The sequence below is a fragment of the Salmonella sp. NW884 genome (assembly GCF_051700745.1).
Taxonomy (GTDB): Bacteria; Pseudomonadota; Gammaproteobacteria; order Enterobacterales; family Enterobacteriaceae; genus Salmonella; species Salmonella enterica.
Map to the genome: position 1 here is coordinate 24791 of NZ_JAMMDE010000010.1, position 24284 is coordinate 49074.

Consider the following 24284-nt stretch of genomic DNA (forward strand, 5'->3'; position numbering starts at 1 on the left):
GACAAGAGAAATGAAAAAACATGCTATTGCAGTAATGATGATCGCCGTATTTTCTGAGTCGGTTTATGCGGAGTCTACCTTATTTATTCCGGACGTCTCTCCTGATAGCGTCACGACATCCCTTTCTGTGGGTGTGTTAAATGGTAAATCCAGGGAGCTGGTTTATGATACCGACACCGGGCGGAAGCTGAGTCAACTGGACTGGAAAATAAAAAATGTCGCCACGTTGCAGGGGGATTTATCATGGGAACCCTATTCGTTCATGACGCTGGACGCCCGCGGCTGGACGTCTTTGGCGTCGGGATCGGGTCATATGGTTGACCATGACTGGATGAGCAGTGAGCAGCCTGGCTGGACCGATCGTTCAATTCATCCGGACACCAGCGCCAACTATGCTAATGAATACGATTTGAATGTGAAAGGTTGGTTATTGCAGGGCGATAACTACAAGGCGGGCGTAACAGCGGGCTATCAGGAAACCCGTTTTAGCTGGACGGCAAGAGGCGGGTCTTATATTTATGATAATGGTCGGTATATTGGTAACTTTCCTCATGGCGTGCGCGGCATAGGTTATAGCCAGCGTTTCGAAATGCCCTATATCGGGCTGGCGGGTGATTATCGTATTAATGACTTTGAGTGTAATGTACTGTTTAAATACAGCGACTGGGTAAATGCGCATGATAATGACGAACACTACATGCGCAAACTTACCTTCCGTGAAAAAACGGAAAATTCACGATATTATGGCGCTTCTATTGACGCCGGATATTATATTACCAGTAATGCAAAAATCTTTGCTGAGTTCGCTTACAGTAAATATGAAGAAGGTAAGGGCGGTACGCAAATCATAGATAAAACCAGCGGTGATACGGCGTATTTTGGTGGCGATGCCGCAGGTATAGCTAATAATAACTATACGGTTACCGCGGGGTTGCAGTATCGCTTCTAGACCACATCAGCATGTCATCGGTCATAACCGGCCGATGACGACTTTTTGCTGAACGTATGGCATGTCCGGTGATATTGCATAGGGGCAATAAAAGCAACATGAAAGGGGAACCGCTCGAAAGACTATGCAGCAAGAAGAGAATGTCTTGGGTATCAATGGTGTCCCCTGCAGGAATCGAACCTGCAACTAGCCCTTAGGAGGGGCTCGTTATATCCATTTAACTAAGGGGACAACGCGGCGCCAGTATAGCGTTTTTTATTCGCCGGAGTAAGTGTAGCGCCGCCTGACTGGTTAAACCGTCGCCACTCAGCGCTGTTTTTCCGCTTTTTTCCGCTCCCGTTCCAGGCGCTCGCCGCGTAGCCTCGCTTCTTCCTTACGCTTATTGCTCATATCGTTGCGGATCTGCGCGTGGCTCATCAATGCGAAAATAAAGGTGCCGCCGCAGATATTTCCGGCAAGTGTGGGAAGGGCGAAGGGCCAGAGAAAGTCGCTCCAGGGCAGCGTGCCGTTGAAAACCAAATACAAAATTTCAACGGAACCGACGATAATATGGGTGGTATCGCCCAGCGCGATAAGCCAGGTCATCAAAATAATGACCACAATTTTTGCCCCGCCTGCAGCAGGAAACATCCATACCATTGTGGCGATGATCCAGCCAGAGATAATCGCGTTGGCAAACATCTCCGTTGGGCTATTTTTCATGACCTCCATACCAATTTTGACAAAGGCGTCGCGGGTCTCTTCATCAAATATAGGCATATATTCAAATGCCCACGCCGCAACCCCGGTGCCAATAAGGTTGCCCAATAAGACTACGCCCCATAAGCGCATCAGCAGGCCAACGTTACTCAGAGTGGGATTTTGCATTACCGGCAATACGGCGGTAACGGTATTTTCAGTAAATAATTGCTGGCGGGCCATGATGACAATGATAAAACCAAAGGTATAGCCGAGATTTTCCAGTAAAAAGCCGCCGGGAACGCCTTCAAGCTGCACGTGGAAAATCCCTTTCGCCAGGAGTGATGCCCCCATAGAAAGTCCTGCGGCAATGGCTGACCAGAGCAAAGCCATCGCATCGCGTTCCATCTCTTTTTCACCATCCTGGCGAATATGTTCATGAATCGCCATGGCGCGGGAAGGAAGACGATCTTCATCCACTTCAATCTCTTTACCGCTTTGTTTTTCTTCGCTTTCAACTTCCAGGTCACTGCTTTGCCGGTTAATTTTATCGTCGTTAAGGCTATCCATGATGATCCTTGCTGATTAACACATATTAATAAAGCGTAGCGGTTTTTCATTTACCCAGGCCGGGGCATTCTCCGAAAAAATAAAAATGATCACGCTCGTTTTTATCTGTTTCGTTAGAATAGGGCCGTCACGTTGTTGCGTTACCAGGCTATGCTCAGAGCAATGAGATCGCGCATATAGACATCGTTTGACGTGCTGTTAAAATCGCTCACACCTAAACAGGCGGATACGGTAGCGTTCCGTCATGGATGGCAATCAGCGATAGCCATAATTCACAGGGAGACATCTATGAAGCTTCGCCTGTCGGCGCTGGCGCTGGGAACCACACTGCTGGTCGGGTGTGCGAGTTCCGGTACAGAACAGCAGGGGCGTTCAGACCCATTTGAAGGGTTTAACCGCACCATGTACAACTTCAACTTTAATGTGCTGGACCCGTATGTTGTTCGGCCGGTCGCGGTCGCCTGGCGTGATTATGTTCCACAGCCTGCGCGTAACGGTTTAAGTAATTTCACCGGTAACCTCGAAGAACCGGCGATCATGGTGAACTATTTCCTGCAGGGCGATCCTTATCAGGGTATGGTGCATTTCACCCGTTTCTTCCTGAACACCTTATTAGGGATGGGCGGCTTTATTGACGTCGCGGGAATGGCGAATCCTAAGCTGCAGCGCGTTGAACCGCATCGCTTTGGCAGTACGCTGGGCCATTATGGCGTGGGGTATGGGCCTTATATGCAACTTCCGTTCTACGGCAGCTTTACGCTGCGTGAAGATGGCGGGGATATGGCGGATACCTTGTATCCGGTGCTCTCGTGGTTGACCTGGCCAATGTCCATAGGAAAATGGACTATCGAAGGGATAGAAACCCGCGCGCAGTTGCTGGACTCCGATGGTTTGCTGCGCCAGTCTTCCGATCCTTATATTATGGTGCGCGAGGCGTACTTCCAGCGTCATGACTTTATCGCCAATGGCGGAAAACTCAAGCCGCAGGAAAACCCGAACGCACAGGCGATTCAGGACGAACTCAAAGAGATCGACTCGGAATAAACGGCAGTAAATAAAAAGGTGAGCGCAATGCTCACCTTTTTGATCCGTTTCAGAAAGAGATTAGAACGCGTAGTTAAAGTTAGTACCGAACAGCCAGGCTTTCCCTTCAGATTCAAACTGATAAGGGCCTTCATTAATTTTCACGCTCTGACCATGCATATAAGAGACGCCAACGTCGACAGACGCATCTTTGTTAAAGGCGTAAGTCGTACCGGCGCTCAGCCAGAAACGGTCCTGGTCCGGAATAGAGATAGAACGGTTTTGCGCTGGTACCGGGCTGTCATCGAAGGCGATACCGGTACGGAACGTCCAGTTGTCATCGTAGTAATAGGTGGTACCCAACGCAATGCGATAAGCGTCTTTAAAGCCTTCATGCTTCTCAAAGAGCGTATCGCCGGCGGTCGATTTTGCCTTCAATTCCTGGAACTGGCTCCAGCTGGTATAGGCCAGGCTATAGTGGATGGCCCACTGTGGCGCCACACGGTTATAACCGGACACTTCCCACATTTCCGGCAGATTCAGCGTCAGGTAGCCTGACTGCGTCGCGCCGCCGGTTGCCGTTGGGATAGGCAGGTTAAATCGGTTTATAGCGATGGGAAGATCGCTACTGTAGTTGCCTTTAAAGTCAATTTTGACTTCCGAGCGGTAGGTCAGCGCGTAGCGGTTATTTTTATCCAGTTCATAAAGGATACCGGCATTCCAGCCAAAGCCCCACTGATTACCGTTCAGGTGGGCAATCTTGGTGTCGCTGGGAATCTGACCCGCGACCGGCGCCAGCGCCGGATTCTGTGCCGCGACCAACTGGCCTAAATCGCCCGCAAAACGTTCGATTTTCGCGCGCGCGTATACCGCATCAAAGCCGAGGCCGAAGCTCCAGGCCTCATTTAAGCGATAAGCGCCGCTTAAATTCAGGTTCATGGTTTCAAGATCGGTCGTACCGCCAACCGAGCCGCCGGCGTATGTGTCGTTAAACTCTGTCGCCAGACCATAGTTAGAGGTAATAGAAGCCCCCCAGCCAAACTGATCGTTAATCGGGGCGACAAAATGGACGTTCGGCACCCAGGCCGTCGGCGCGATGTTATCCGCATCTAACGTCCGACGAGATGGCGATGTCCCGCTAATATTAACATCAGGATCAATATAAACCGCGCCCGCTGAAAACGTCGGGCGGTCAAACATAGTAATTAACGCCGGGTTGCGGCTAACGTTACCCGCATCATCTGCGATTGCGCCTTCACCCGAATAGGCCCGGCCAAGGCCAGAGGAAGAAAATTCGTTTAACTGAAAGCCTGCAGACCAGGCCTGGGTGGAGATGATTGCCACTGCGACTGCGAGAGCAGACTTTGTAAACAGGGTTTTCTGGCTCATGACCATAACCTCATTGATTATTTTTATACAAACTATGTTACATGCTGTAACAGGAGCGCGAAGTGTAGGGTCTGCGGTACGACTTAGAAATCAGACCAGTGGCGAGAGTATAGGTCTGACCAGCTAGAATGTTGCAAGTATGTTTATAAGTTTTTTCAATTGTGATCTTAGAAACGAGATCTGGCTGGCAAAATCGGCGGGCTTAACGGTCACCCGATCGCGCGATTTTTGTTTTAGATCATTTTTAAGTGTGATTTCGGTCACTTAACGCGTTTCCCACCATTAACGACTGGAGAGGCGAATGCCGGGAGCGTAAAATATCCCCATCGTTTATCTGGCACCCTGGGTGCAAATACAGAGGAAATCTACAATGAGTAAATGCAGTGCTGATGAAACCCCGGTTTGCTGCTGTATGGACGTTGGAACCATCATGGACAACTCCGATTGCACCGCGTCATACAGCCGCGTATTCGCTACCCGCGCAGAGGCTGAAGAGACGCTGGCGGCGTTAACCGAAAAAGCGCGTAGCGTGGAGTCTGAACCTTGCCAAATTACGCCAACCTTTACCGAGGAATCCGAAGGCGTTCGTCTGGATATTGATTTTGTTTTCGCCTGCGAAGCAGAAACGCTGATCTTCCAGCTCGGCCTGCGTTAATCCGTTCATTCACGACGCCTCCGTCATCATCTGGCGGAGGCGTTTTCTTTTTTTGTCGCTTCCCTTCACTGTGCCTTAGCTCCCACTTTCTTTTCTCTCTGCTTGGCTAAATGTAAAAAATTGGTTAAGACTGTGATCAGGTCAGACCACTAATTTATTTTTTTACAGGGGAGTACTATGCGTCAGGCTTTACCGTTGGTCACCCGTCAGGGCGATCGCATTGCTATTGTCAGTGGGTTACGAACCCCCTTCGCTCGTCAGGCCACTGCATTTCATGGTATTCCCGCTGTTGATCTCGGCAAGATGGTGGTAGGCGAGCTGCTGGCGCGCAGTGAAATTCCAGCCGATGCCATTGAGCAACTGGTTTTTGGTCAGGTAGTACAAATGCCGGAAGCCCCCAATATTGCGCGCGAAATTGTGCTGGGTACGGGAATGAATGTTCATACCGATGCCTATAGCGTAAGCCGCGCCTGCGCCACCAGTTTTCAGGCAGTAGCGAATGTGGCGGAAAGCCTGATGGCCGGCACGATACGCGCGGGTATCGCTGGCGGCGCAGATTCGTCGTCGGTACTGCCAATAGGCGTGAGTAAAGCCCTGGCGCGGGTACTGGTTGATGTCAATAAAGCCCGGACGACCCGCCAACGGCTGACGCTTTTTTCTCGTCTGCGCTTACGCGACCTGTTGCCCGTTCCTCCCGCCGTTGCTGAGTATTCCACCGGTCTGCGCATGGGCGATACCGCCGAACAGATGGCGAAAACGTATGGTATTACGCGTGAACAGCAGGACGCGCTGGCGCATCGTTCACATCAGCGCGCCGCGCAGGCATGGGCGGAGGGCAAACTGGCGGAAGAAGTGATGACGACCTATGTGCCGCCGTATAAAAACCCCTTTGCAGAAGACAACAACATTCGCGGCGCCTCCACGCTGGCGGACTACGCTAAACTGCGTCCCGCTTTTGACCGAAAACATGGCTCCGTAACCGCCGCCAACAGTACACCGCTGACCGACGGCGCTGCCGCCGTTATTCTGATGACCGAATCCCGCGCTAAAGAGCTGGGGCTGCACCCGCTTGGTTATCTGCGCAGCTACGCCTTTACCGCTATTGATGTCTGGCAGGACATGCTATTGGGGCCGGCCTGGTCAACGCCGCTGGCGCTGGAGCGGGCCGGGTTGACGATGGCCGATCTGACGCTTTTTGACATGCATGAAGCGTTTGCCGCTCAGACTCTGGCGAACTTACAACTGCTGGGCAGCGAACGATTTGCCCGTGAGGTGCTTGGTCGTGCGCAGGCGACAGGGGAGGTGGATGACGCTAAATTCAACGTGCTCGGCGGCTCAATCGCCTACGGGCATCCTTTTGCCGCAACGGGCGCGCGGATGATAACCCAAACGTTGCATGAATTACGGCGTCGGGGCGGAGGTTTTGGCCTGGTCACGGCCTGCGCGGCTGGCGGTCTTGGCGCGGCGATGGTTCTGGAGGCGGAATAATGACTACCACATCAGCTTTTATGCTTAACGTGCGTCTGGATAATGTCGCGGTTGTCGCTATTGATGTCCCTGGAGAAAAGGTGAACACCCTGAAAGCGGAGTTTGCCGCGCAGGTACGCGCCATCCTGAAGCAGATCCGGGAAAATAAAGCGTTGCAGGGCGTTGTTTTTATCTCAGCCAAAGCAGATAACTTTATTGCTGGCGCTGATATCAACATGATAGGTCACTGCCAAAACGCGCAGGAAGCGGAAACGCTGGCGCGTCAGGGGCAACAACTGATGGCGGAGATCCAGGCGTTGCCTGTTCCGGTTATCGCTGCCATTCACGGCGCCTGCCTGGGAGGCGGTCTTGAAATGGCGCTGGCCTGCCATCGGCGTATCTGTACCGACGACGTTAAAACCGTTCTCGGACTGCCGGAGGTACAGTTAGGGCTTTTACCGGGATCGGGCGGAACGCAGCGACTTCCACGGCTGGTGGGGGTCAGTACCGCGCTGGATATGATCCTGACAGGTAAACAGCTTCGCGCCAGACAGGCGCTTAAAGCCGGGCTGGTTGATGATGTGGTGCCGCAAACTATTTTACTGGAAGCGGCTGTCGAGCTGGCTAAAAAAGAACGCCTGGCGCAGCGGACATTACCGGTCCGTGAACGTATCCTGGCGGGGCCGCTGGGGCGCGCGCTGTTATTTCGCCTGGTGCGTAAAAAGACAGCGCAAAAAACGCAGGGTAATTATCCGGCGACGGAGCGGATCATTGATGTGATTGAAACCGGACTGTCGCAGGGCAGCAGTAGCGGCTATGACGCGGAAGCGCGCGCTTTCGGCGAGCTGGCGATGACGCCTCAATCGCAGGCGCTGCGCGCTGTTTTTTTTGCCAGTACCGAGGTGAAAAAAGATCCCGGTAGCGATGCACCGCCCGGCCCGCTGAACAGCGTGGGCATCTTAGGCGGCGGGTTAATGGGCGGCGGTATCGCCTGGGTTACGGCCTGTAAAGGCGGCTTGCCAGTACGAATTAAGGATATAAATACTCAGGGGATCAATCATGCTCTGAAATACAGCTGGGATCTGCTTGAAACAAAAGTACGCCGCCGCCATATCAAAGCCAGCGAACGCGATAAACAGTTGGCGTTGATATCAGGTTCTACCGATTACCGTGGTTTCAGTCATCGTGATCTGGTCATTGAAGCGGTGTTTGAAGATCTGCCGTTAAAACAACAGATGGTGGCGGAAGTGGAGCAAAATTGCGCTGCTCACACCATTTTTGCCTCCAATACTTCTTCCCTGCCGATTGGCGATATTGCGGCGAATGCGGCCAGACCGGAACAGGTGATTGGATTGCACTTTTTTAGCCCGGTCGAAAAAATGCCGCTGGTTGAGGTCATTCCTCACGCGTCTACTTCCGCGCAGACCATCGCCACTACCGTTAAGCTGGCGAAAAAACAGGGTAAAACCCCGATAGTCGTCAGTGATAAAGCCGGGTTTTATGTTAACCGAATTCTTGCGCCATATATCAATGAGGCGATTCGGATGCTGACTGAAGGCGAACGCGTCGAACATATTGACGCCGCCCTGGTAAAATTTGGTTTTCCGGTGGGGCCAATCCAACTTTTGGATGAGGTAGGAATCGACACGGGCACTAAAATTATTCCTGTGCTTGAGGCGGCGTATGGAGAACGTTTTAGCGCGCCTGCAAATGTTGTCGCTTCAATTTTGAATGACGATCGCAAAGGTAGAAAAAATGGTCGCGGTTTCTATCTTTATGGCGAAAAAGGGCGTAAAAGCAAAAAACAGGTTGACCCTGCTATTTATAAGCTTATTGGCGTGCAAGGGCAGAGTCGACTGTCTGCGCAGCAGGTGGCAGAGCGCTGTGTCATGTTAATGCTTAACGAAGCGGCGCGCTGTTTCGACGAAAAAGTGATTCGCAGCGCGCGCGATGGCGATATTGGCGCCGTGTTTGGTATCGGTTTTCCGCCGTTTCTCGGTGGCCCGTTCCGCTATATGGATGCTCTCGGGCCGGGTGAAATGGTGGCGACATTACAGCGCCTGGCCGCACTTTACGGTCCTCGTTACGCGCCTTGTGAACAATTAGTGCGCATGGCGGAGCGCAGGGAGCATTTCTGGACGAATGGGGAAACTGACCAGGGAAATTGAGGTCAAAGAGAATATGAATCCGCACTGAATGCCTCCTTAGTGGCGAAATAATAATCAAGGATTGACTATACTTACGCCATTGAGGTAAAAAACAGCGTTTCATTCGGTGAATGGATAAGGCACAATGCCGGCCACCGCATTTTTGCCGCAGCCAATAGGGGCATGTGGTAAGCGTGTTGGTGAAACTGGTTAACAAAAGCGGTGCAATATGCAAGTTTTTATCATGCGTCACGGCGACGCAGCCCTCGATGCCGCCAGTGATTCGGTTCGTCCCTTGACCTCTTGTGGGTGTGACGAGTCTCGCCTGATGGCGAACTGGCTGAAAGGTCAAAAAGTGGATATCGAACGTGTTCTGGTGAGTCCGTTTCTTCGGGCCGAACAGACGTTAGATGTGGTCGGCGATTGTATGAATCTGCCGGCTCAGGTGGATGTCCTGCCGGAGCTAACGCCCTGTGGCGATGTCGGTCTGGTCAGCGCTTACCTTCAGGCGCTGGCCAATGAAGAGGTCGGATCGGTGCTGGTGATCTCTCACTTACCTCTGGTCGGATACCTGGTATCTGAGCTTTGTCCGGGCGAAACGCCGCCGATGTTCACGACGTCCGCAATTGCCAACGTTACGCTTGATGAAAGCGGCAAGGGGACATTCAACTGGCAAATGAGTCCCTGCAATCTGAAAATGGCGAAAGCGATTTAATCTTTGCTGCCTGATGGCGCTTCGCTTATCAGGCCTACGACAGCGCTGGCTGTTCGTAGGCTGGATAAGGCGCTTGCGCCGCCATCCGGCAATTCCGCATCAGGGTAATTCGGGCGGTTGCCACTCTTCCACTTCAATCAACACCAGCAGCGCGGCGTCGCCGCCGTACTCTTTCGGCGCCTGGTGAAAGGCCATCACATGCGGATGCTGCGCCAGCCATAACGGCGTTTGCTGTTTCAGAATATGTTTACCGTGTCCATGCATGACGCAGGCGCAAAAAATATGTTCCCGACGGCAGGCGGCAATCAGCGCCCCCAGTTCCTGCTTGGCCTGAAGCTGCGTTAAGCCGTGTAAATCCAGAAACAGTTCTGGCGAATAGTCGCCGCGGCGCATTTTTTTTAGCTCGAAATGGCTGACATCTTCACGGACATACTTTACCGGCCCTTCCGTATTGAGCAGCGGCTGGAACTCATCAGAAAAATAGTGGCTGGCGTCCGCCTGTTCCTGAATTAACCTTCGGGTAGGGACTTCCGTGATTTTCTTGCGCAGCGGCCGATGGACGATAGTATCCTGTTTAATCTTTCGGGTGCCGACCATCAGCTGACGGAACAGCGCCTGGTCCTCCTCGCTGAGCGATGTTTTCTTTTTCATTCGTGGGTCTCGTCTGATCTTTTGCCTTAGTTTACCCGACCCGGAGGATATCCGAACGGTCAAAACGGATTTTTCGTATTCTCCCGCCGCGTCAATGCTGATTTATCCCTGTCTTCGTGGCAAACTAGCCGCCGAATTTAATGCGAGCATGCCCTGGAGGAATACGTGGATAAAATTTTCGTCGATGAAGCAGTAAGTGAACTGCATACCATTCAGGACATGTTGCGCTGGGCGGTAAGCCGCTTTAGCGCGGCGAATATCTGGTATGGACACGGTACCGATAACCCGTGGGATGAAGCGGTACAACTGGTGTTGCCGTCTCTTTATCTGCCGCTGGATATTCCGGAGGATATGCGGACCGCGCGGCTGACGTCCAGCGAAAAACACCGCATTGTCGAGCGAGTGATTCGTCGCATTAACGAGCGTATCCCGGTCGCCTACCTGACCAATAAAGCCTGGTTCTGCGGCCACGAATTTTATGTCGATGAGCGCGTGCTGGTGCCGCGTTCGCCCATTGGCGAGCTGATTAATAACCACTTCGCCGGCCTTATTAGCCAACAGCCGAAATATATTCTGGATATGTGTACCGGCAGCGGCTGCATCGCCATCGCCTGTGCTTATGCTTTCCCGGACGCAGAGGTTGATGCGGTCGATATTTCGCCGGATGCGCTGGCTGTCGCCGAGCATAACATTGAAGAACACGGTCTTATCCATCACGTGACGCCAATCCGTTCCGATCTGTTCCGCGATCTGCCGAAAGTTCAGTACGATCTGATTGTCACTAACCCGCCTTATGTCGATGCGGAGGATATGTCCGATCTGCCGAACGAATATCGCCACGAACCTGAGCTGGGGCTGGCGTCCGGCACTGACGGCCTCAAATTGACTCGTCGTATCCTGGGAAATGCGCCGGATTATCTGTCCGATGATGGCGTTCTGATTTGTGAAGTCGGAAACAGCATGGTACATCTGATGGAGCAGTATCCGGATGTGCCGTTCACCTGGCTGGAGTTTGACAACGGCGGCGATGGCGTCTTTATGTTGACCAAAGCGCAGTTGCTCGCGGCCCGTGAACATTTCAACATTTATAAAGATTAAAACACGCAAACGACAACAACGATAACGGAGCCGTGATGGCAGGAAACACAATTGGACAACTCTTTCGCGTAACCACTTTCGGCGAATCACACGGGCTGGCGCTTGGGTGTATCGTCGATGGCGTGCCGCCCGGCATCCCGTTAACGGAGGCCGATCTGCAGCACGATCTCGACAGACGCCGCCCCGGCACCTCGCGCTATACTACCCAGCGCCGCGAACCGGATCAGGTAAAAATTCTCTCCGGCGTGTTTGATGGCGTGACGACCGGCACCAGCATTGGCCTGCTGATTGAAAACACCGATCAGCGCTCGCAGGACTACAGCGCGATTAAAGATGTTTTTCGTCCGGGACACGCGGATTACACCTATGAGCAGAAATACGGCCTTCGCGATTACCGTGGCGGTGGACGTTCTTCCGCGCGTGAAACCGCGATGCGCGTAGCGGCAGGGGCGATTGCCAAGAAATACCTGGCGGAAAAGTTCGGCATCGAAATCCGCGGCTGCCTGACCCAGATGGGCGACATTCCGCTGGAGATTAAAGACTGGCGTCAGGTTGAGCTTAATCCGTTCTTTTGCCCCGATGCGGACAAACTTGACGCGCTGGACGAACTGATGCGCGCGCTGAAAAAAGAGGGTGACTCCATCGGCGCGAAAGTGACGGTGATGGCGAGCGGCGTGCCGGTAGGGCTTGGCGAACCGGTATTTGACCGACTGGATGCGGACATCGCCCATGCGCTGATGAGCATCAATGCGGTGAAAGGCGTGGAGATCGGCGAAGGATTTAACGTAGTGGCGCTGCGCGGCAGCCAGAATCGCGATGAAATCACGGCGCAGGGTTTTCAGAGCAACCACGCTGGCGGCATCCTCGGTGGCATCAGTAGCGGGCAACACATTGTGGCGCATATGGCGCTGAAACCTACCTCCAGCATTACCGTGCCGGGACGTACGATCAACCGGGCGGGTGAAGAAGTCGAAATGATCACCAAAGGGCGCCACGATCCGTGTGTGGGGATTCGCGCAGTGCCGATCGCAGAAGCCATGCTGGCGATCGTGCTGATGGATCACCTGCTGCGCCATCGGGCACAGAATGCGGATGTAAAGACAGAGATTCCACGCTGGTAAGAAATGAAAAAAACCGCGATTGCGCTGCTGGCATGGTTTGTCAGTAGCTCCAGCCTGGCGGCGACGCCGTGGCAGAAAATAACTCATCCTGTCCCCGGCGCCGCCCAGTCTATTGGTAGCTTTGCCAACGGATGCATCATTGGCGCCGACACGTTGCCGATACAGTCCGATAATTATCAGGTGATGCGCACCGATCAGCGTCGTTATTTCGGCCACCCGGATCTGGTTATGTTTATCCAGCGGTTGAGTCATCAGGCGCAGCAACGGGGGCTCGGAACCGTCCTGATAGGCGACATGGGGATGCCTGCCGGAGGCCGCTTTAATGGCGGACACGCCAGTCATCAGACCGGGCTTGATGTGGATATTTTCTTGCAGTTGCCGAAAACGCGCTGGAGCCAGGCGCAGCTATTGCGCCCGCAGGCGTTAGATCTGGTGTCCCGCGACGGTAAACATGTCGTGCCGTCGCGCTGGTCGTCGGATATCGCCAGTCTGATCAAACTGGCGGCACAAGACAATGACGTCACCCGTATTTTCGTCAATCCGGCTATTAAACAACAGCTTTGCCTCGATGCCGGAAACGATCGTGACTGGCTACGTAAAGTACGCCCCTGGTTCCAGCATCGCGCGCATATGCACGTGCGTTTACGCTGCCCTGCCGACAGCCTGGAGTGCGAAGATCAACCTTTACCCCCGCCGGGCGATGGATGCGGCGCTGAACTGCAAAGCTGGTTCGAACCGCCAAAACCTGGCACCACAAAGCCTGAGAAGAAGACACCGCCGCCGCTGCCGCCTTCCTGCCAGGCGCTACTGGATGAGCATGTACTCTGATGGACAATTTTTATGATCTGTTTATGGTCTCCCCGCTACTGCTGGTAGTGCTGTTTTTTGTCGCCGTACTGGCAGGATTTATCGATTCTATCGCCGGGGGCGGAGGGCTGCTCACTATCCCTGCGCTGATGGCCGCCGGGATGTCGCCGGCAAACGCGCTGGCGACCAATAAATTACAGGCGTGCGGCGGCTCCCTCTCGTCTTCGCTCTATTTTATTCGCCGTAAAGTGGTAAACCTGGCCGAGCAAAAGCTCAATATTCTGATGACGTTCATTGGCTCGATGAGCGGCGCGCTGCTGGTGCAGCACGTGCAGGCGGATATTTTGCGCCAGATCTTGCCTATCCTGGTGATTTTCATCGGCCTCTATTTTTTATTGATGCCGAAGCTGGGCGAGGAAGATCGCCAGCGCCGCCTGTATGGATTACCGTTCGCGCTGATAGCCGGGGGATGCGTCGGGTTTTACGACGGCTTTTTCGGGCCTGCCGCCGGGTCGTTTTACGCTCTGGCGTTTGTCACCTTATGTGGCTATAACCTGGCGAAATCCACGGCACATGCCAAAGTGCTTAACGCTACTTCCAACGTTGGCGGCCTGCTGTTATTTATCATCGGCGGCAAAGTGATCTGGGCGACGGGCTTCGTGATGCTGGTTGGTCAGTTTTTAGGGGCGCGAATGGGGTCGCGTCTGGTGTTGAGCAAAGGCCAAAAGCTTATCAGACCGATGATCGTTATTGTCTCGGCGGTAATGAGCGCCAGGTTACTTTATGATAGCCACGGACAGGAGATCCTCCACTGGTTGGGGATGAATTAATGAACAATACGCACCATTACGAACAGTTAATTGAGATTTTTAACGGCTGCTTTGCCGAAGAATTTAATACCCGTCTGATTAAAGGCGACGACGAACCGATCTATCTTCCTGCTGACGCGCAGGTACCGTACCACCGCATCGTCTTTGCGCATGGGTTTTACGCCAGCGCGCTGCATGAGATTTCTCACTGGTGTATCGCCGGTAAGGCGCGCCGCGAACTGGTTGACTTTGGTTACTGGTACTGCCCGGATGGACGCGACGCGCAGACCCAAAGTCAATTTGAAGACGTCGAGGTGAAGCCACAGGCTTTCGACTGGTTGTTTTGCGTGGCGGCGGGGTATCCCTTTAACGTCAGTTGCGACAATCTGGAAGGCGATATTGAGCCGGATCGCGTGGCGTTTCAGCGCCGGGTTCATGCGCAGGTAATGGCGTATCTGGAGCAGGGCATTCCTGAACGTCCGGCCCGCTTCATCAAAGCGCTACAGAATTACTATCACACGCCCGAACTTAAGGCGGAACAGTTCCCGTGGCCGGAAGCGCTTAATTAAAGCCAGCGCCACGTTTACAATGAGGAAAGAAGATGATCGCGGAGTTTGAATCACGCATTCTGGCATTAATTGACGATATGGTAGAGCACGCCAGCGACGATGAGCTTTTTGCCAGTGGATACCTGCGTGGCCACCTGACGTTAGCCATTGCCGAGCTGGAGAGCGGTGATGACCACTCCGTTGAGGCGGTCTATGCCAACGTTAGCCAAAGTCTGGAGAAAGCGATCGGCGCCGGCGAACTGTCGCCGCGCGATCAGGCGTTAGTCAAAGCGATGTGGGACAATTTGTTCGACAAGGCAAAACAATAACGCCGTGGGCCGGAAGGCGACGCTTGCCGCCTTCCGCTATTGACTGACCCATTACTTCACCGCTTTTCCCTTCAATAACTTTCTCACCCATAACCGATTCGGATTTAACGCCGCCAGCGTACCGGCATCCAGTGGAATCGGCTCGTTACTCATCTGCGCCGCCAGAATTTCTGCGCATAATGGCGCTGAGCACAAACCACGCGATCCCAGTGCGCCAAGCACAAATAAACCCGGATACACAGGCGCAGGCGCCGCCGACGTTTTGTTATCGGCTAAATCGGCGTAATGCGTCAGCGTGGCGTGGTAATCCGGGACATTGCCCACCATCGGCAGATGGTCGCGGGTGGCGCAACGCACGCCGCAACGGGCGCTGTTGCCGCTAACGTCAACCTCTGTGGCCCATTTCGCATCCGGAAAACAGTCAAGCAGACGCTGTCGGTTCTGACGCTGATCTTCTTCGCGCCAGACGGTGCTTTCATCGCCCCGGTGATAGCTGGCGCCAATACAGTGCTGCTGATTATGCGGATTTTGCGGCGTCAGATAGCCGTCGTAGCATAACACCTGACGCAACGCCGAGAGAGCGGGGGTGGTGGGAATATGACTGACCTGCCCCCCGACGGCATACACCGGCAGCGGCTGGGTCTGATCAAAACGGTTAATCTGATGGCCGTTCGCCAGGACGACGGTCTCATGGCTGGCGGTTTCACCTGACGTAAAGCGCAGTTGCCAGCGAGACTCCTGCGCAACGAGCGACGTGAGCGTATGGCGAAAGCGCGTTTGTAAACCCTGTTCGGTCGCCAGTGCGATGACTGCGCGAGTTAATTGTTCCGGGCACAGCCAGCCGCCTGCCGGATAGGTAATTCCTCCGCAGCGTGTCGTCACGCCAACCGCCTGTTCCGCCTCTTCGGCATTGAGCGCCGAGGCCAGTCCGGCGGGCAGCGCCAGGGACAGCATCTGGGTAATTTTCTGCTGGCTTTTCTCATCCCATCCGAGCTGTGTCACGCCGCACCAGGCATGATCAAAAGAGACGGGCAGGGCATCATACAGGCGACGGGCAAAGGTGAATGCGGTCGGGAAAAAGCGATTAATGGCGGCGTCATGTTTGCTAAGGAGCGGATAAAGCGCGCCCTGTCGATTACCGGAAGCGCCCTGGGCGGGCTGATCATCTGCGCAATAGAGCGTCACCTGCCAGCCGCGACGCAGTAACGCCAGTGATAACAGCGCGCTGGCGATGCCGCCGCCAATGATCGCCGTTTCACGTTTTTCGCTTCCGCTGCGGTAAAACCAGGGCGCGGAAAGGGTCGGCATGAGGTGTTGTTCCATCACTCCACAAAGCATCTCGCGTTTACGTCCGAAGCCTTTGCGTTTTTGCATGGTAAAACCGGCTTCCTGTAATCCCCGACGGACGAAACCCGCCGAGGTAAACGTCGCCAGCGTTGCGCCGGGCCGCGCCAGCCGCGCCATCGCGTTAAACAGGTTTGGCGTCCACATATCCGGATTTTTCGCCGGGGCAAAACCGTCGAGGAACCAGGCGTCGACTGTTTGATTCAGCGTGGCGTCCAGTTGGTCGGTCAGCTCATTAATATCGCCAAACCACAAATCCAGCGTCACCCGGCCCCGATCCAGCAATAGGCGGTGGCACCCCGGGAGCGGCAGCGGCCATTGCGCCTGCAGCTGCTCTGCCCAGGGCGCGAGCTCCGGCCAGTGTTGGTGCGCCAGCGCCAGATCGTCGCGCGTTAACGGGAATTTCTCAAAACTGATGAAATGTAACCTTTGTAGCGTCGCCTGTGGGTGCGCAGAACGAAAGCTGTCAAACGCCTGCCACAGCGTCAGGAAGTTAAGTCCGGTGCCAAAACCGCTTTCCGCGACTATAAATAATGGATGTGAATGTACGGGAAATCGCTCCGCAAGACGATTGCCGCCAAGAAAAACGTAGCGTGTCTCTTCGAGTCCATTGTCATTAGAAAAATAGACATCATCAAAATCTCGGGAAACAGGTGTACCCTCAGCGTTAAATTCGAGTGTGGCGGGTTGTATGGCGTATTGTTTCACGTAAGTTACTCGTCTGACGGGCGGTATCGCGATCTTAACGATGTGTGCCTGACGGCGCAAATTTCCGTACTAAATGGCTGATCGGACTTGTTCGGCGTACAAGTGTACGCTATTGTGCCAATCGAAACTTAAAAATAGTGCGAATTACAGAGGTATTGAATGAAACGTGCAGTGATTACTGGCCTGGGCATCGTTTCCAGCATCGGTAATAACCAGCAGGAAGTCCTGGCATCTCTGCGTGAAGGACGTTCAGGGATCACTTTCTCTCAGGAGCTGAAGGACGCCGGCATGCGTAGCCAGGTATGGGGCAACGTAAAACTGGATACCACTGGCCTCATTGACCGCAAAGTCGTGCGCTTTATGAGCGACGCCTCCATCTATGCTTATCTGTCTATGGAGCAGGCAGTGGCCGACGCCGGTCTGGCGCCGGAAGTCTATCAGAATAACCCGCGTGTCGGCCTGATTGCAGGTTCCGGCGGCGGCTCCCCGAAATTCCAGGTCTTTGGCGCAGACGCCATGCGTAGCCCGCGTGGTCTGAAAGCCGTGGGCCCGTATGTGGTGACGAAAGCAATGGCATCCGGCGTTTCCGCTTGCCTCGCTACGCCGTTTAAAATTTATGGCGTGAACTACTCCATTAGTTCCGCTTGCGCGACCTCCGCACACTGTATCGGCAATGCGGTTGAACAGATCCAACTGGGCAAACAGGACATCGTTTTTGCTGGCGGCGGCGAAGAGCTGTGCTGGGAAATGGCCTGTGAGTTCGATGCGATGGGGGCACTGTCCACCAAATATAACGATACGCCTGAAAAAGCGTCCCGTACCTATGATGCGCACCGTGATGGGTTTGTCATCGCGGGCGGTGGCGGTATGGTTGTTGTCGAAGAGCTGGAACACGCTCTGGCGCGCGGCGCGCATATCTATGCGGAAATCGTCGGTTACGGCGCAACATCCGACGGCGCAGACATGGTTGCTCCGTCTGGTGAAGGCGCAGTACGTTGCATGCAGATGGCGATGCACGGCGTAGACACGCCGATCGACTACCTGAACTCTCACGGTACGTCCACGCCGGTAGGCGACGTGAAAGAACTCGGTGCAATCCGTGAAGTGTTTGGCGATAACAGCCCGGCTATCTCCGCGACCAAAGCGATGACCGGCCACTCGCTGGGTGCGGCTGGCGTGCAGGAAGCTATCTACTCTCTGCTGATGCTGGAGCATGGTTTTATCGCGCCGAGTATCAACATCGAAGAGCTGGATGAGCAGGCTGCGGGTCTGGACATCGTGACCGAAACGACCGAGCGTGAACTGACTACCGTAATGTCTAACAGCTTCGGTTTTGGCGGCACCAACGCCACGCTGGTGATGCGTAAGTTGTAAGCCTGACTATTACGTTGTAGTATCAATAATGAAACAGGTCGCTAATGCGACCTGTTTCATTATTCAGGGAACAACAAATTATATGGATATTCTATAAATGCCAACTAATACATTAGATAAAATTAGGCATAGTTTGAGTTGTGTGGCTGTTTTATTTGGTTTGCTTGGCATTTTTGTTTTTGCCTCATTTTCGCCTTCCTATGCCTGGCTTTATTTGGGAGGTCTGGCTGCGCCTTTTATATATAGTATTGTTTTTGTCTATGCGATTGCCGCCTGGAGTATTTATTCAAAGTATTATCCGTTTTTATCATTGGGCCGCTTATCATTTGTGGAATGTTTTTTTCCGGCGCTGGCCCTGGTGTGCCTTACCGTTCTCTACAATGCTTTTAGTGGCCCGGAACCCTGGATGGCCGAGTTATCAAGGCAATTTTTTCTTCATAAATTTCTTAACACGCTGGCGATGTGCTTTCTGGCTCCTGTGGCGGAGGAAATTATATTCAGAGGGTTTTTATTAAACAGCAGTATCGGTTGGGGTCGGTACTCAAGAGTTTCCGGTATTATTATTACCTCACTCGCTTTTGCAATTATGCATACACAATATCTCTTTGCGGTGACTTTTGTTTATCTGTTTGTTTTTTCATCGATATTATGCGTTGTTCGAATGAGAAGCCGTGGGTTAATGATACCGATAATACTTCATATTTTAAATAATGCCTGGGTTATTTTCGGCTTACTGTTTTCAGCGACGGAATAAGCGCCTGATGCAATAGGCGCTTTAACCTCTCCGGTACGAACAAGAGACCGATGGCGGTTTCCTTTTTTAATGCTTCTTATATTCCGGCGCGACTTTCGCTGACCAGGCCTCAGCCTGGGTGATGGCGCCTGCGTCATAAATCGGCTGTTCATAACCCTTACCAGCATCCCGAACGCGGTAAATTTTCCAGCGTCCCTCTTCCCAACGGGTATAAACTTCCAGGTGGATGGGCGTTGACTCTGTAGCCAACAGAACATCCACTTTTTCTCCGCCGAGGAAAGGGTGTGCCTTCCCAACCCGTAACTGTGGAATCCACTCTGGCGCATAGTCCTGCGCATACATAAAATAATCTGCCCCCACAATCTCCTGTTCATAAAGGGACTGTATTAGCGCCAGGCGATGAATAACCTCTTTAGCAACGTAACGTTGCATTAAGGCGGTGGTGTCGTCAGGGGGATTCACATCGTTCGTGAACGTCGTCATCCATGAGGTATAGAACTGCTTCACGGCCTGCGTACTGTCGTGATGAGGCGTGGAGCAACTACAAAGCAACAGGATAAGCGCGACAAGGGAGAACGTTTTCATTAATTCTTCCTGTAGATGGTATATGAGGGCCTGGCTGCCCGGTAGCCCGGGCCGGCCCACATATCGCGTTGTTTAAAATCCGAATACCACTCTGCGCCATCGTATATCGCCATGTGACCGCTCGGGTTTCCGCCAGCGTAAGGTTGAATAATGATGACGTCACCCTCGCGCGGCATTTCATAGGTACCAATAGCGGTGAATCCGGCGCTTCTTAACATTGGGCCATAATCTTTCGCATGATATGTATGCCCCAGCGTGATACCGCCCGCCTGAATTGCCTTTCGGGTAAATTCCGCACACCGGCCTGACGAGAAAGATCTCTGAGCGTAATACCTCTTTTTTCAAGTGCACTTTTAATATCTGCACGATGCCAGTCTTGGCTTTTTGGTTCCATTCTGTAATCCTAAGAAGATGTGTTATCGGCACCGATATTTTTAAGGTAAAAATTAGCGCGAGAAAAAGAAAGTTACTTTCTTTTTCACTCTGAGAATAGTGCCAGAAAGAAAGCAAAATTTCGCGAAAAAGAAGAAATATTTTTATTTCATCAGGGGAAAGGAAAGAAACCGATGGCAAAGGAATGGTTCACGGTTAAGGAATGTCTTGGCTTACCGGGGTTTCCGGGAAGCGAGCCTGCGGTTCGCGAACGTTTGTATAAGTACAGCGAAGGGAAAGAGGGTGTCAGGCGTAAGCGTGTTAAATCAAAGGCCGAGGAGTTTCATATATCTGTTTTCCCTCTTTATGTTCATCGTTATCTGGACGACAGCGGAGAGGAACCTACGCCGGAACCCATTTCCTTACAGGAAGCGGAGCCTGAAGATATCTGGGAGATGATGTTCAGGTTACTGACGCCAGAACAGCGCAAGCAGGTGACCGGACGGTTTAAGGTGAGAGGGATGAAAGCGGTCTTTCCCTTTCTGTTTGATGACACGCCGCCACGTTGATACCCTGGCTGCAATTTCAAGGTTGACAAGTTTCGCGTCTCACAGGCAGACTTCACTCTCTACATTATCCTTCCGATAATGCGTAAGCGTTTAACGTTATCCAACGCACCTTAATCCTGACGTTCAGGTAGAGGGGGGCGTGGCCTTTCCCCGCCTTACTCTGCATTCTGGAGTAATGCATGACAGCAGTTAGCCAAAAAACAACGACCCCGTCTGCGAATTTTTCGCTGTTCCGCATCGCCTTTGCGGTTTTCCTGACCTATATGACGGTCGGGCTGCCGTTACCCGTCATCCCGCTTTTTGTCCATCACGAACTGGGCTATAGCAATACGATGGTTGGGATCGCCGTGGGCATTCAGTTTTTTGCGACGGTACTGACGCGCGGCTATGCCGGACGGCTGGCGGATCAATATGGCGCTAAACGATCGGCGTTACAGGGGATGTTTGCCTGCGGGCTGGCGGGCGCCGCCTGGCTCCTGGCCGCGCTGCTGCCGGTTTCCGCGCCGGTAAAATTCGCGCTGCTTATTGTCGGGCGTTTGATCCTCGGATTTGGCGAAAGCCAGCTGCTGACCGGAACCCTGACCTGGGGACTGGGGCTGGTTGGCCCAACGCGTTCCGGTAAGGTGATGTCGTGGAACGGAATGGCGATTTACGGCGCGCTGGCGGCCGGTGCGCCGTTGGGCTTGCTGATCCATAGCCACTTTGGCTTCGCGGCGCTGGCGGGGACGACGATGGTTTTACCGCTGCTGGCCTGGGCATTCAACGGCACCGTGCGTAAAGTGCCTGCGTATACGGGGGAGCGACCTTCACTGTGGAGCGTGATCGGGCTTATCTGGAAACCGGGTCTGGGTCTGGCATTGCAGGGCGTGGGTTTTGCCGTCATCGGTACGTTTATTTCACTTTATTTTGTCAGCAATGGCTGGACGATGGCGGGATTCACCCTGACCGCGTTTGGCGGTGCGTTTGTACTGATGCGCATATTGTTCGGTTGGATGCCGGACCGCTTTGGCGGCGTGAAGGTCGCCGTTGTCTCATTGCTGGTTGAGACGGCAGGACTGCTGCTCTTGTGGCTGGCGCCGACGGCCTGGATAGCGCTGGTAGGCGCGGCGCTCACCGGGGCAGGGTGTTCATTGATTTTCCCGGCGCTGGGCGTGGAGGTTGTGAAACGCGTACCTTCTCAGGTACGCGGTACGGCGCTCGGCGGTTACGCCGCGTTTCAGGATATCTCCTACGGCGTTACCGGCCCGCTGGCGGGCGTGCTGGCCACGTCATGCGGCTATCCTTCCGTATTCCTCGCGGGAGCGATCTCCGCGGTGGTTGGCATCCTGGTGACGATATTATCGTTCCGGCGTGGTTAAGAAACCAGCCAGAAAAGCGCCAGTACAATTATTAGCGCGATAAACAACAGGCCTGGCCGCGCAGACAGATTTTTTACGGTTTCAATCATCGGCGCGAACGGGCGGTAGATGGGTTGAATAGAGAGCGGTTCCAGCTCATCCGCCTCCCGCTCTACGCGACGCAGGAAAATATGGTTAAGTAAATCCTGCACCTGGGCGGTGGTCAGCACCGTTTGCGGCTGAATTTGATAAGTGTGTTGGGCATACTCTTTGATCGCTGTGAGTTCGTCCGGTTCCAGCGGTTGTTTTAACGCAGCTTGCAGCGTATGTAGCGTAGGCGCGTGTTGTAGTGACAGCGTCTGCCGCGCCTGTAGCCATGTCGCCAGATGGGTAAACTGCTTTGCCGGAATGAGCTCGCCGCTTTTCACGCCGGAGAGTTCCAGCATTGATTGCCAGATAAGTTTGTTTGACTCGCCGGTCGCGGCTGCCAGCTTCGTCACCAACTGATTCAACGTATTATGTTCAGCAGGCAATAATGGCCGATCCGTTGCCGGACGTTGCTGCGGCTGCGGAATGGAAAGCTGCCCCTGTTGCAGGAGCGTCAGCACGTTTTTGAGTTGATCGGGCGTAAGCTGGCTAAGCGCGGTTTGACCGTATTGCTGACGGATAAAATCGCTGACGGCCTGACGATTATTCCCGACGCCAAGCAGCTCTGTTAGCTGTGAAAGTACCTGACGATTGGCGTGATTTTGCTGCGCTACGCCCAGACGCTGGGTAAGATTCTGTTCAGCGGCGGGGAAGTGGCGCGACAGTAGCGGCGCGTCATTTTTTATCCCCAGATCGTGTTTCATTCCGGCCCATACTTCCGCGCTTTGCTGCTGGGTCAGTGAAATCAGGCGCGTGATCAGCCTTTCCAGTACCGTACGCTGTTGCATGGAAAGCGGCTGCTCGCTCGCAGCGGAAAGAGGATTACGCCCTTCGCCTGGAGGCTGTGCAGGGGCGCCGGAGATGGGATGCATAATTAATTATCCTTTAACCATAAATCTGAGCAATATATGCCTGGCGGCCAGATTATGGCACACTTGTCCGGTTAACTCTCGTTCTCAAACAGGTACGACAGTCGTGAAAATTCTCGTTGATGAAAATATGCCTTACGCCCGCGAATTATTTAGCCGCCTGGGTGAGGTAAAGGCAGTGCCGGGTCGCCCGATCCCCGTTGAAGAATTGAACCATGCCGATGCGTTAATGGTGCGTTCGGTCACGAAAGTGAATGAATCGCTGCTGAGCGGCACGCCGATTAACTTCGTTGGTACTGCTACGGCAGGCACCGATCATGTGGATGAGGCATGGCTGAAGCAGGCGGGCATCGGTTTTTCAGCCGCGCCCGGCTGTAATGCTATCGCCGTGGTGGAGTATGTGTTTTCCGCGCTGTTGATGCTGGCCGAACGTGACGGCTTTTCGTTACGCGATCGCACTATAGGGATTGTCGGCGTGGGTAACGTCGGAAGCCGGCTACAGACCAGGCTTGAAGCGTTGGGTATCCGCACGTTGCTGTGCGATCCGCCACGCGCCGCACGCGGGGACGAGGGTGATTTTCGTACGCTGGATGAGCTGGTGCAGGAAGCGGATGTCCTGACTTTCCATACGCCGCTCTATAAAGACGGACCGTACAAAACGCTGCATCTGGCCGATGAGACGCTGATCCGTCGACTGAAACCCGGCGCCATTCTCATTAACGCCTGCCGCGGTCCGGTGGTGGATAACGCCGCGTTGCTGGCGCGACTTAATGCCGGGCAGCCGCTGAGCGTGGTGCTTGATGTGTGGGAGGGCGAACCGGATCTTAACGTCGCGCTACTGGAAGCCGTGGATATCGGCACGTCGCATATTGCCGGCTATACGCTGGAAGGCAAAGCGCGCGGCACCACCCAGGTCTTTGAGGCGTATAGCGCGTTTATTGGCCGCGAGCAGCATGTCGCGCTGGAGACATTACTGCCTGCGCCTGAGTTTGGTCGTATTACGCTTCATGGCCCGCTGGATCAACCGACGCTGAAAAGACTGGCGCATTTGGTGTATGATGTGCGCCGCGACGATGCGCCGCTGCGTAAAGTCGCTGGAATTCCGGGTGAATTTGATAAATTGCGTAAAAATTATCTTGAGCGCCGTGAATGGTCGTCTTTATACGTGATGTGTGACGACGAAACGGCAGCCGCCTTGCTGTGTAAGCTAGGTTTTAACGCTGTTCATCACCCGGCACATTAATGTCTTCTTAATGCTCCCTGTCGAAT

General features: G+C 53.7%; 23 protein-coding genes, 1 tRNA gene and 2 pseudogenes. 17 read left to right on the forward strand and 9 right to left on the reverse strand.

Annotated elements, in window-relative coordinates:
* The first annotated feature begins 10 nt into the window (after positions 1–10).
* On the forward strand, positions 11–949 hold the full coding sequence (pgtE, locus tag NA197_RS18705; protein WP_000716011.1) for an omptin family outer membrane protease PgtE: 939 nt from the start codon (positions 11–13) through the stop codon (positions 947–949).
* Positions 950–1105: 156 nt separating this feature from the next.
* On the opposite strand, the gene NA197_RS18710 is transcribed toward pgtE, so the two are convergent.
* Both NA197_RS18710 and NA197_RS18715 read right to left on the reverse strand, forming a co-directional pair.
* Positions 1106–1180, reverse strand: a tRNA-Arg gene (locus NA197_RS18710).
* A gap of 75 nt (positions 1181–1255) precedes the next feature.
* On the reverse strand, positions 1256–2197 hold the full coding sequence (locus tag NA197_RS18715; protein ID WP_064043513.1) for a formate/nitrite transporter family protein: 942 nt from the start codon (positions 2195–2197) through the stop codon (positions 1256–1258).
* A gap of 288 nt (positions 2198–2485) precedes the next feature.
* Here NA197_RS18715 and mlaA point away from each other — a divergent pair, with 288 nt between their 5' ends.
* Positions 2486–3241, forward strand: coding sequence for a phospholipid-binding lipoprotein MlaA (gene mlaA, locus NA197_RS18720; protein ID WP_000776787.1), 756 nt, complete (start codon positions 2486–2488; stop codon positions 3239–3241).
* 60 nt (positions 3242–3301) lie between these two features.
* On the opposite strand, the gene fadL is transcribed toward mlaA, so the two are convergent.
* Positions 3302–4609 (reverse strand): long-chain fatty acid transporter FadL, encoded by a 1308-nt coding sequence (gene fadL / locus NA197_RS18725; protein WP_001518618.1) that lies wholly within the window; start codon positions 4607–4609, stop codon positions 3302–3304.
* 370 nt (positions 4610–4979) lie between these two features.
* Between fadL and NA197_RS18730 the strand changes: the two genes are divergently transcribed.
* The 4 genes from NA197_RS18730 (at position 4980) to sixA (ending at position 9593) form a co-directional block, all read left to right on the forward strand.
* The gene (locus tag NA197_RS18730; protein ID WP_000030904.1) at positions 4980–5264 is read left to right on the forward strand and encodes a YfcZ/YiiS family protein; all 285 of its coding nucleotides are present in this window, start codon (positions 4980–4982) and stop codon (positions 5262–5264) included.
* 177 nt (positions 5265–5441) lie between these two features.
* Positions 5442–6752: an acetyl-CoA C-acyltransferase FadI gene (gene fadI / locus NA197_RS18735; RefSeq protein WP_001248121.1), complete on the forward strand. Its 1311-nt coding sequence runs from the start codon at positions 5442–5444 to the stop codon at positions 6750–6752.
* On the forward strand, positions 6752–8899 hold the full coding sequence (fadJ, locus tag NA197_RS18740) for a fatty acid oxidation complex subunit alpha FadJ (RefSeq protein ID WP_064043512.1): 2148 nt from the start codon (positions 6752–6754) through the stop codon (positions 8897–8899). The genes fadI and fadJ overlap by 1 nt, the downstream gene beginning before the upstream one ends.
* 208 nt (positions 8900–9107) lie before the next feature.
* Complete coding sequence (gene sixA, locus NA197_RS18745) at positions 9108–9593, forward strand: phosphohistidine phosphatase SixA (protein ID WP_023226604.1); 486 nt, start codon at positions 9108–9110, stop codon at positions 9591–9593.
* A gap of 99 nt (positions 9594–9692) precedes the next feature.
* Here the strand turns inward: sixA and smrB are convergent, their stop codons facing one another.
* Positions 9693–10244 carry an endonuclease SmrB gene (gene smrB, locus NA197_RS18750; protein WP_000730794.1) on the reverse strand — a complete coding sequence of 184 codons (552 nt, stop codon included), beginning with the start codon at positions 10242–10244 and terminating at the stop codon, positions 9693–9695.
* Positions 10245–10409: 165 nt separating this feature from the next.
* Between smrB and prmB the strand changes: the two genes are divergently transcribed.
* Genes prmB through NA197_RS18780 form a run of 6 tightly spaced genes read left to right on the forward strand, consistent with a single transcriptional unit; the run spans position 10410 to position 14956 of the window.
* Entirely contained in the window at positions 10410–11342 is a 933-nt protein-coding gene (gene prmB, locus NA197_RS18755) for a 50S ribosomal protein L3 N(5)-glutamine methyltransferase (protein WP_001542329.1), read from the forward strand.
* A gap of 35 nt (positions 11343–11377) precedes the next feature.
* The gene (aroC, locus tag NA197_RS18760; RefSeq protein ID WP_064042912.1) at positions 11378–12463 is read left to right on the forward strand and encodes a chorismate synthase; all 1086 of its coding nucleotides are present in this window, start codon (positions 11378–11380) and stop codon (positions 12461–12463) included.
* Positions 12464–12466: 3 nt separating this feature from the next.
* On the forward strand, positions 12467–13291 hold the full coding sequence (gene mepA, locus NA197_RS18765) for a penicillin-insensitive murein endopeptidase (RefSeq protein ID WP_064042911.1): 825 nt from the start codon (positions 12467–12469) through the stop codon (positions 13289–13291).
* A complete protein-coding gene (locus tag NA197_RS18770) occupies positions 13291–14100 on the forward strand; it encodes a sulfite exporter TauE/SafE family protein (protein WP_000368599.1) in 810 nt (269 codons plus the stop codon). The genes mepA and NA197_RS18770 overlap by 1 nt, the downstream gene beginning before the upstream one ends.
* Positions 14100–14648, forward strand: a complete 549-nt coding sequence (locus NA197_RS18775) for an elongation factor P hydroxylase (protein WP_001066345.1) — start codon at positions 14100–14102, stop codon at positions 14646–14648. Before NA197_RS18770 ends, NA197_RS18775 begins: the two co-directional genes overlap by 1 nt.
* A gap of 32 nt (positions 14649–14680) precedes the next feature.
* Entirely contained in the window at positions 14681–14956 is a 276-nt protein-coding gene (locus tag NA197_RS18780) for a YfcL family protein (protein ID WP_000559749.1), read from the forward strand.
* A gap of 51 nt (positions 14957–15007) precedes the next feature.
* On the opposite strand, the gene mnmC is transcribed toward NA197_RS18780, so the two are convergent.
* On the reverse strand, positions 15008–17008 hold the full coding sequence (mnmC, locus tag NA197_RS18785; protein ID WP_064042910.1) for a bifunctional tRNA (5-methylaminomethyl-2-thiouridine)(34)-methyltransferase MnmD/FAD-dependent 5-carboxymethylaminomethyl-2-thiouridine(34) oxidoreductase MnmC: 2001 nt from the start codon (positions 17006–17008) through the stop codon (positions 15008–15010).
* 159 nt (positions 17009–17167) lie between these two features.
* Between mnmC and fabB the strand changes: the two genes are divergently transcribed.
* Complete coding sequence (gene fabB / locus NA197_RS18790; protein ID WP_000817159.1) at positions 17168–18382, forward strand: beta-ketoacyl-ACP synthase I; 1215 nt, start codon at positions 17168–17170, stop codon at positions 18380–18382.
* A gap of 97 nt (positions 18383–18479) precedes the next feature.
* The gene (locus tag NA197_RS18795; RefSeq protein ID WP_001142914.1) at positions 18480–19136 is read left to right on the forward strand and encodes a CPBP family intramembrane glutamic endopeptidase; all 657 of its coding nucleotides are present in this window, start codon (positions 18480–18482) and stop codon (positions 19134–19136) included.
* Between the two features lie 66 nt (positions 19137–19202).
* Here NA197_RS18795 and NA197_RS18800 read toward each other — a convergent pair whose 3' ends face one another.
* The 3 genes and pseudogenes from NA197_RS18800 to NA197_RS18810 all read right to left on the reverse strand — a co-directional run.
* Complete coding sequence (locus NA197_RS18800) at positions 19203–19721, reverse strand: YbjP/YqhG family protein (protein WP_064042909.1); 519 nt, start codon at positions 19719–19721, stop codon at positions 19203–19205.
* Positions 19721–20038 (reverse strand): annotated as a pseudogene (locus NA197_RS18805) (hypothetical protein); the annotation flags it as partial. The pseudogene NA197_RS18805 and the gene NA197_RS18800, both read right to left, overlap by 1 nt.
* Positions 19984–20115, reverse strand: a pseudogene (locus tag NA197_RS18810) (helix-turn-helix domain-containing protein); the annotation flags it as partial. The pseudogenes NA197_RS18810 and NA197_RS18805, both read right to left, overlap by 55 nt.
* Before the next feature lie 172 nt (positions 20116–20287).
* On the opposite strand from NA197_RS18810, the gene NA197_RS18815 reads away from it, so the two are divergent.
* Both NA197_RS18815 and NA197_RS18820 read left to right on the forward strand, forming a co-directional pair.
* On the forward strand, positions 20288–20662 hold the full coding sequence (locus NA197_RS18815; RefSeq protein WP_001051266.1) for a hypothetical protein: 375 nt from the start codon (positions 20288–20290) through the stop codon (positions 20660–20662).
* Positions 20663–20841: 179 nt separating this feature from the next.
* Complete coding sequence (locus tag NA197_RS18820) at positions 20842–22020, forward strand: MFS transporter (protein WP_000127726.1); 1179 nt, start codon at positions 20842–20844, stop codon at positions 22018–22020.
* On the opposite strand, the gene flk is transcribed toward NA197_RS18820, so the two are convergent.
* Complete coding sequence (flk, locus tag NA197_RS18825) at positions 22017–23018, reverse strand: flagella biosynthesis regulator Flk (protein ID WP_000553395.1); 1002 nt, start codon at positions 23016–23018, stop codon at positions 22017–22019. The genes NA197_RS18820 and flk overlap by 4 nt on opposite strands.
* A 103-nt stretch (positions 23019–23121) precedes the next feature.
* Here flk and pdxB point away from each other — a divergent pair, with 103 nt between their 5' ends.
* Complete coding sequence (gene pdxB / locus NA197_RS18830; RefSeq protein ID WP_000699176.1) at positions 23122–24258, forward strand: 4-phosphoerythronate dehydrogenase PdxB; 1137 nt, start codon at positions 23122–23124, stop codon at positions 24256–24258.
* Positions 24259–24284: the final 26 nt, after the last annotated feature.

Coding starts and splice junctions, on each gene's coding strand:
- fadJ (WP_064043512.1), top strand. CDS start 6,752: ATGACTACCACATCAGCTTTTATGCTTAACGTGCGTCTGGATAATGTC.
- NA197_RS18730 (WP_000030904.1), top strand. CDS start 4,980: ATGAGTAAATGCAGTGCTGATGAAACCCCGGTTTGCTGCTGTATGGAC.
- NA197_RS18775 (WP_001066345.1), top strand. CDS start 14,100: ATGAACAATACGCACCATTACGAACAGTTAATTGAGATTTTTAACGGC.
- mlaA (WP_000776787.1), top strand. CDS start 2,486: ATGAAGCTTCGCCTGTCGGCGCTGGCGCTGGGAACCACACTGCTGGTC.
- NA197_RS18715 (WP_064043513.1), bottom strand. CDS start 2,197: ATGGATAGCCTTAACGACGATAAAATTAACCGGCAAAGCAGTGACCTG.
- fadL (WP_001518618.1), bottom strand. CDS start 4,609: ATGAGCCAGAAAACCCTGTTTACAAAGTCTGCTCTCGCAGTCGCAGTG.
- pgtE (WP_000716011.1), top strand. CDS start 11: ATGAAAAAACATGCTATTGCAGTAATGATGATCGCCGTATTTTCTGAG.
- smrB (WP_000730794.1), bottom strand. CDS start 10,244: ATGAAAAAGAAAACATCGCTCAGCGAGGAGGACCAGGCGCTGTTCCGT.
- NA197_RS18795 (WP_001142914.1), top strand. CDS start 18,480: ATGCCAACTAATACATTAGATAAAATTAGGCATAGTTTGAGTTGTGTG.
- NA197_RS18800 (WP_064042909.1), bottom strand. CDS start 19,721: ATGAAAACGTTCTCCCTTGTCGCGCTTATCCTGTTGCTTTGTAGTTGC.
- flk (WP_000553395.1), bottom strand. CDS start 23,018: ATGCATCCCATCTCCGGCGCCCCTGCACAGCCTCCAGGCGAAGGGCGT.
- NA197_RS18815 (WP_001051266.1), top strand. CDS start 20,288: ATGGCAAAGGAATGGTTCACGGTTAAGGAATGTCTTGGCTTACCGGGG.
- NA197_RS18770 (WP_000368599.1), top strand. CDS start 13,291: ATGGACAATTTTTATGATCTGTTTATGGTCTCCCCGCTACTGCTGGTA.
- sixA (WP_023226604.1), top strand. CDS start 9,108: ATGCAAGTTTTTATCATGCGTCACGGCGACGCAGCCCTCGATGCCGCC.
- mepA (WP_064042911.1), top strand. CDS start 12,467: ATGAAAAAAACCGCGATTGCGCTGCTGGCATGGTTTGTCAGTAGCTCC.
- aroC (WP_064042912.1), top strand. CDS start 11,378: ATGGCAGGAAACACAATTGGACAACTCTTTCGCGTAACCACTTTCGGC.
- fabB (WP_000817159.1), top strand. CDS start 17,168: ATGAAACGTGCAGTGATTACTGGCCTGGGCATCGTTTCCAGCATCGGT.
- fadI (WP_001248121.1), top strand. CDS start 5,442: ATGCGTCAGGCTTTACCGTTGGTCACCCGTCAGGGCGATCGCATTGCT.
- NA197_RS18820 (WP_000127726.1), top strand. CDS start 20,842: ATGACAGCAGTTAGCCAAAAAACAACGACCCCGTCTGCGAATTTTTCG.
- NA197_RS18780 (WP_000559749.1), top strand. CDS start 14,681: ATGATCGCGGAGTTTGAATCACGCATTCTGGCATTAATTGACGATATG.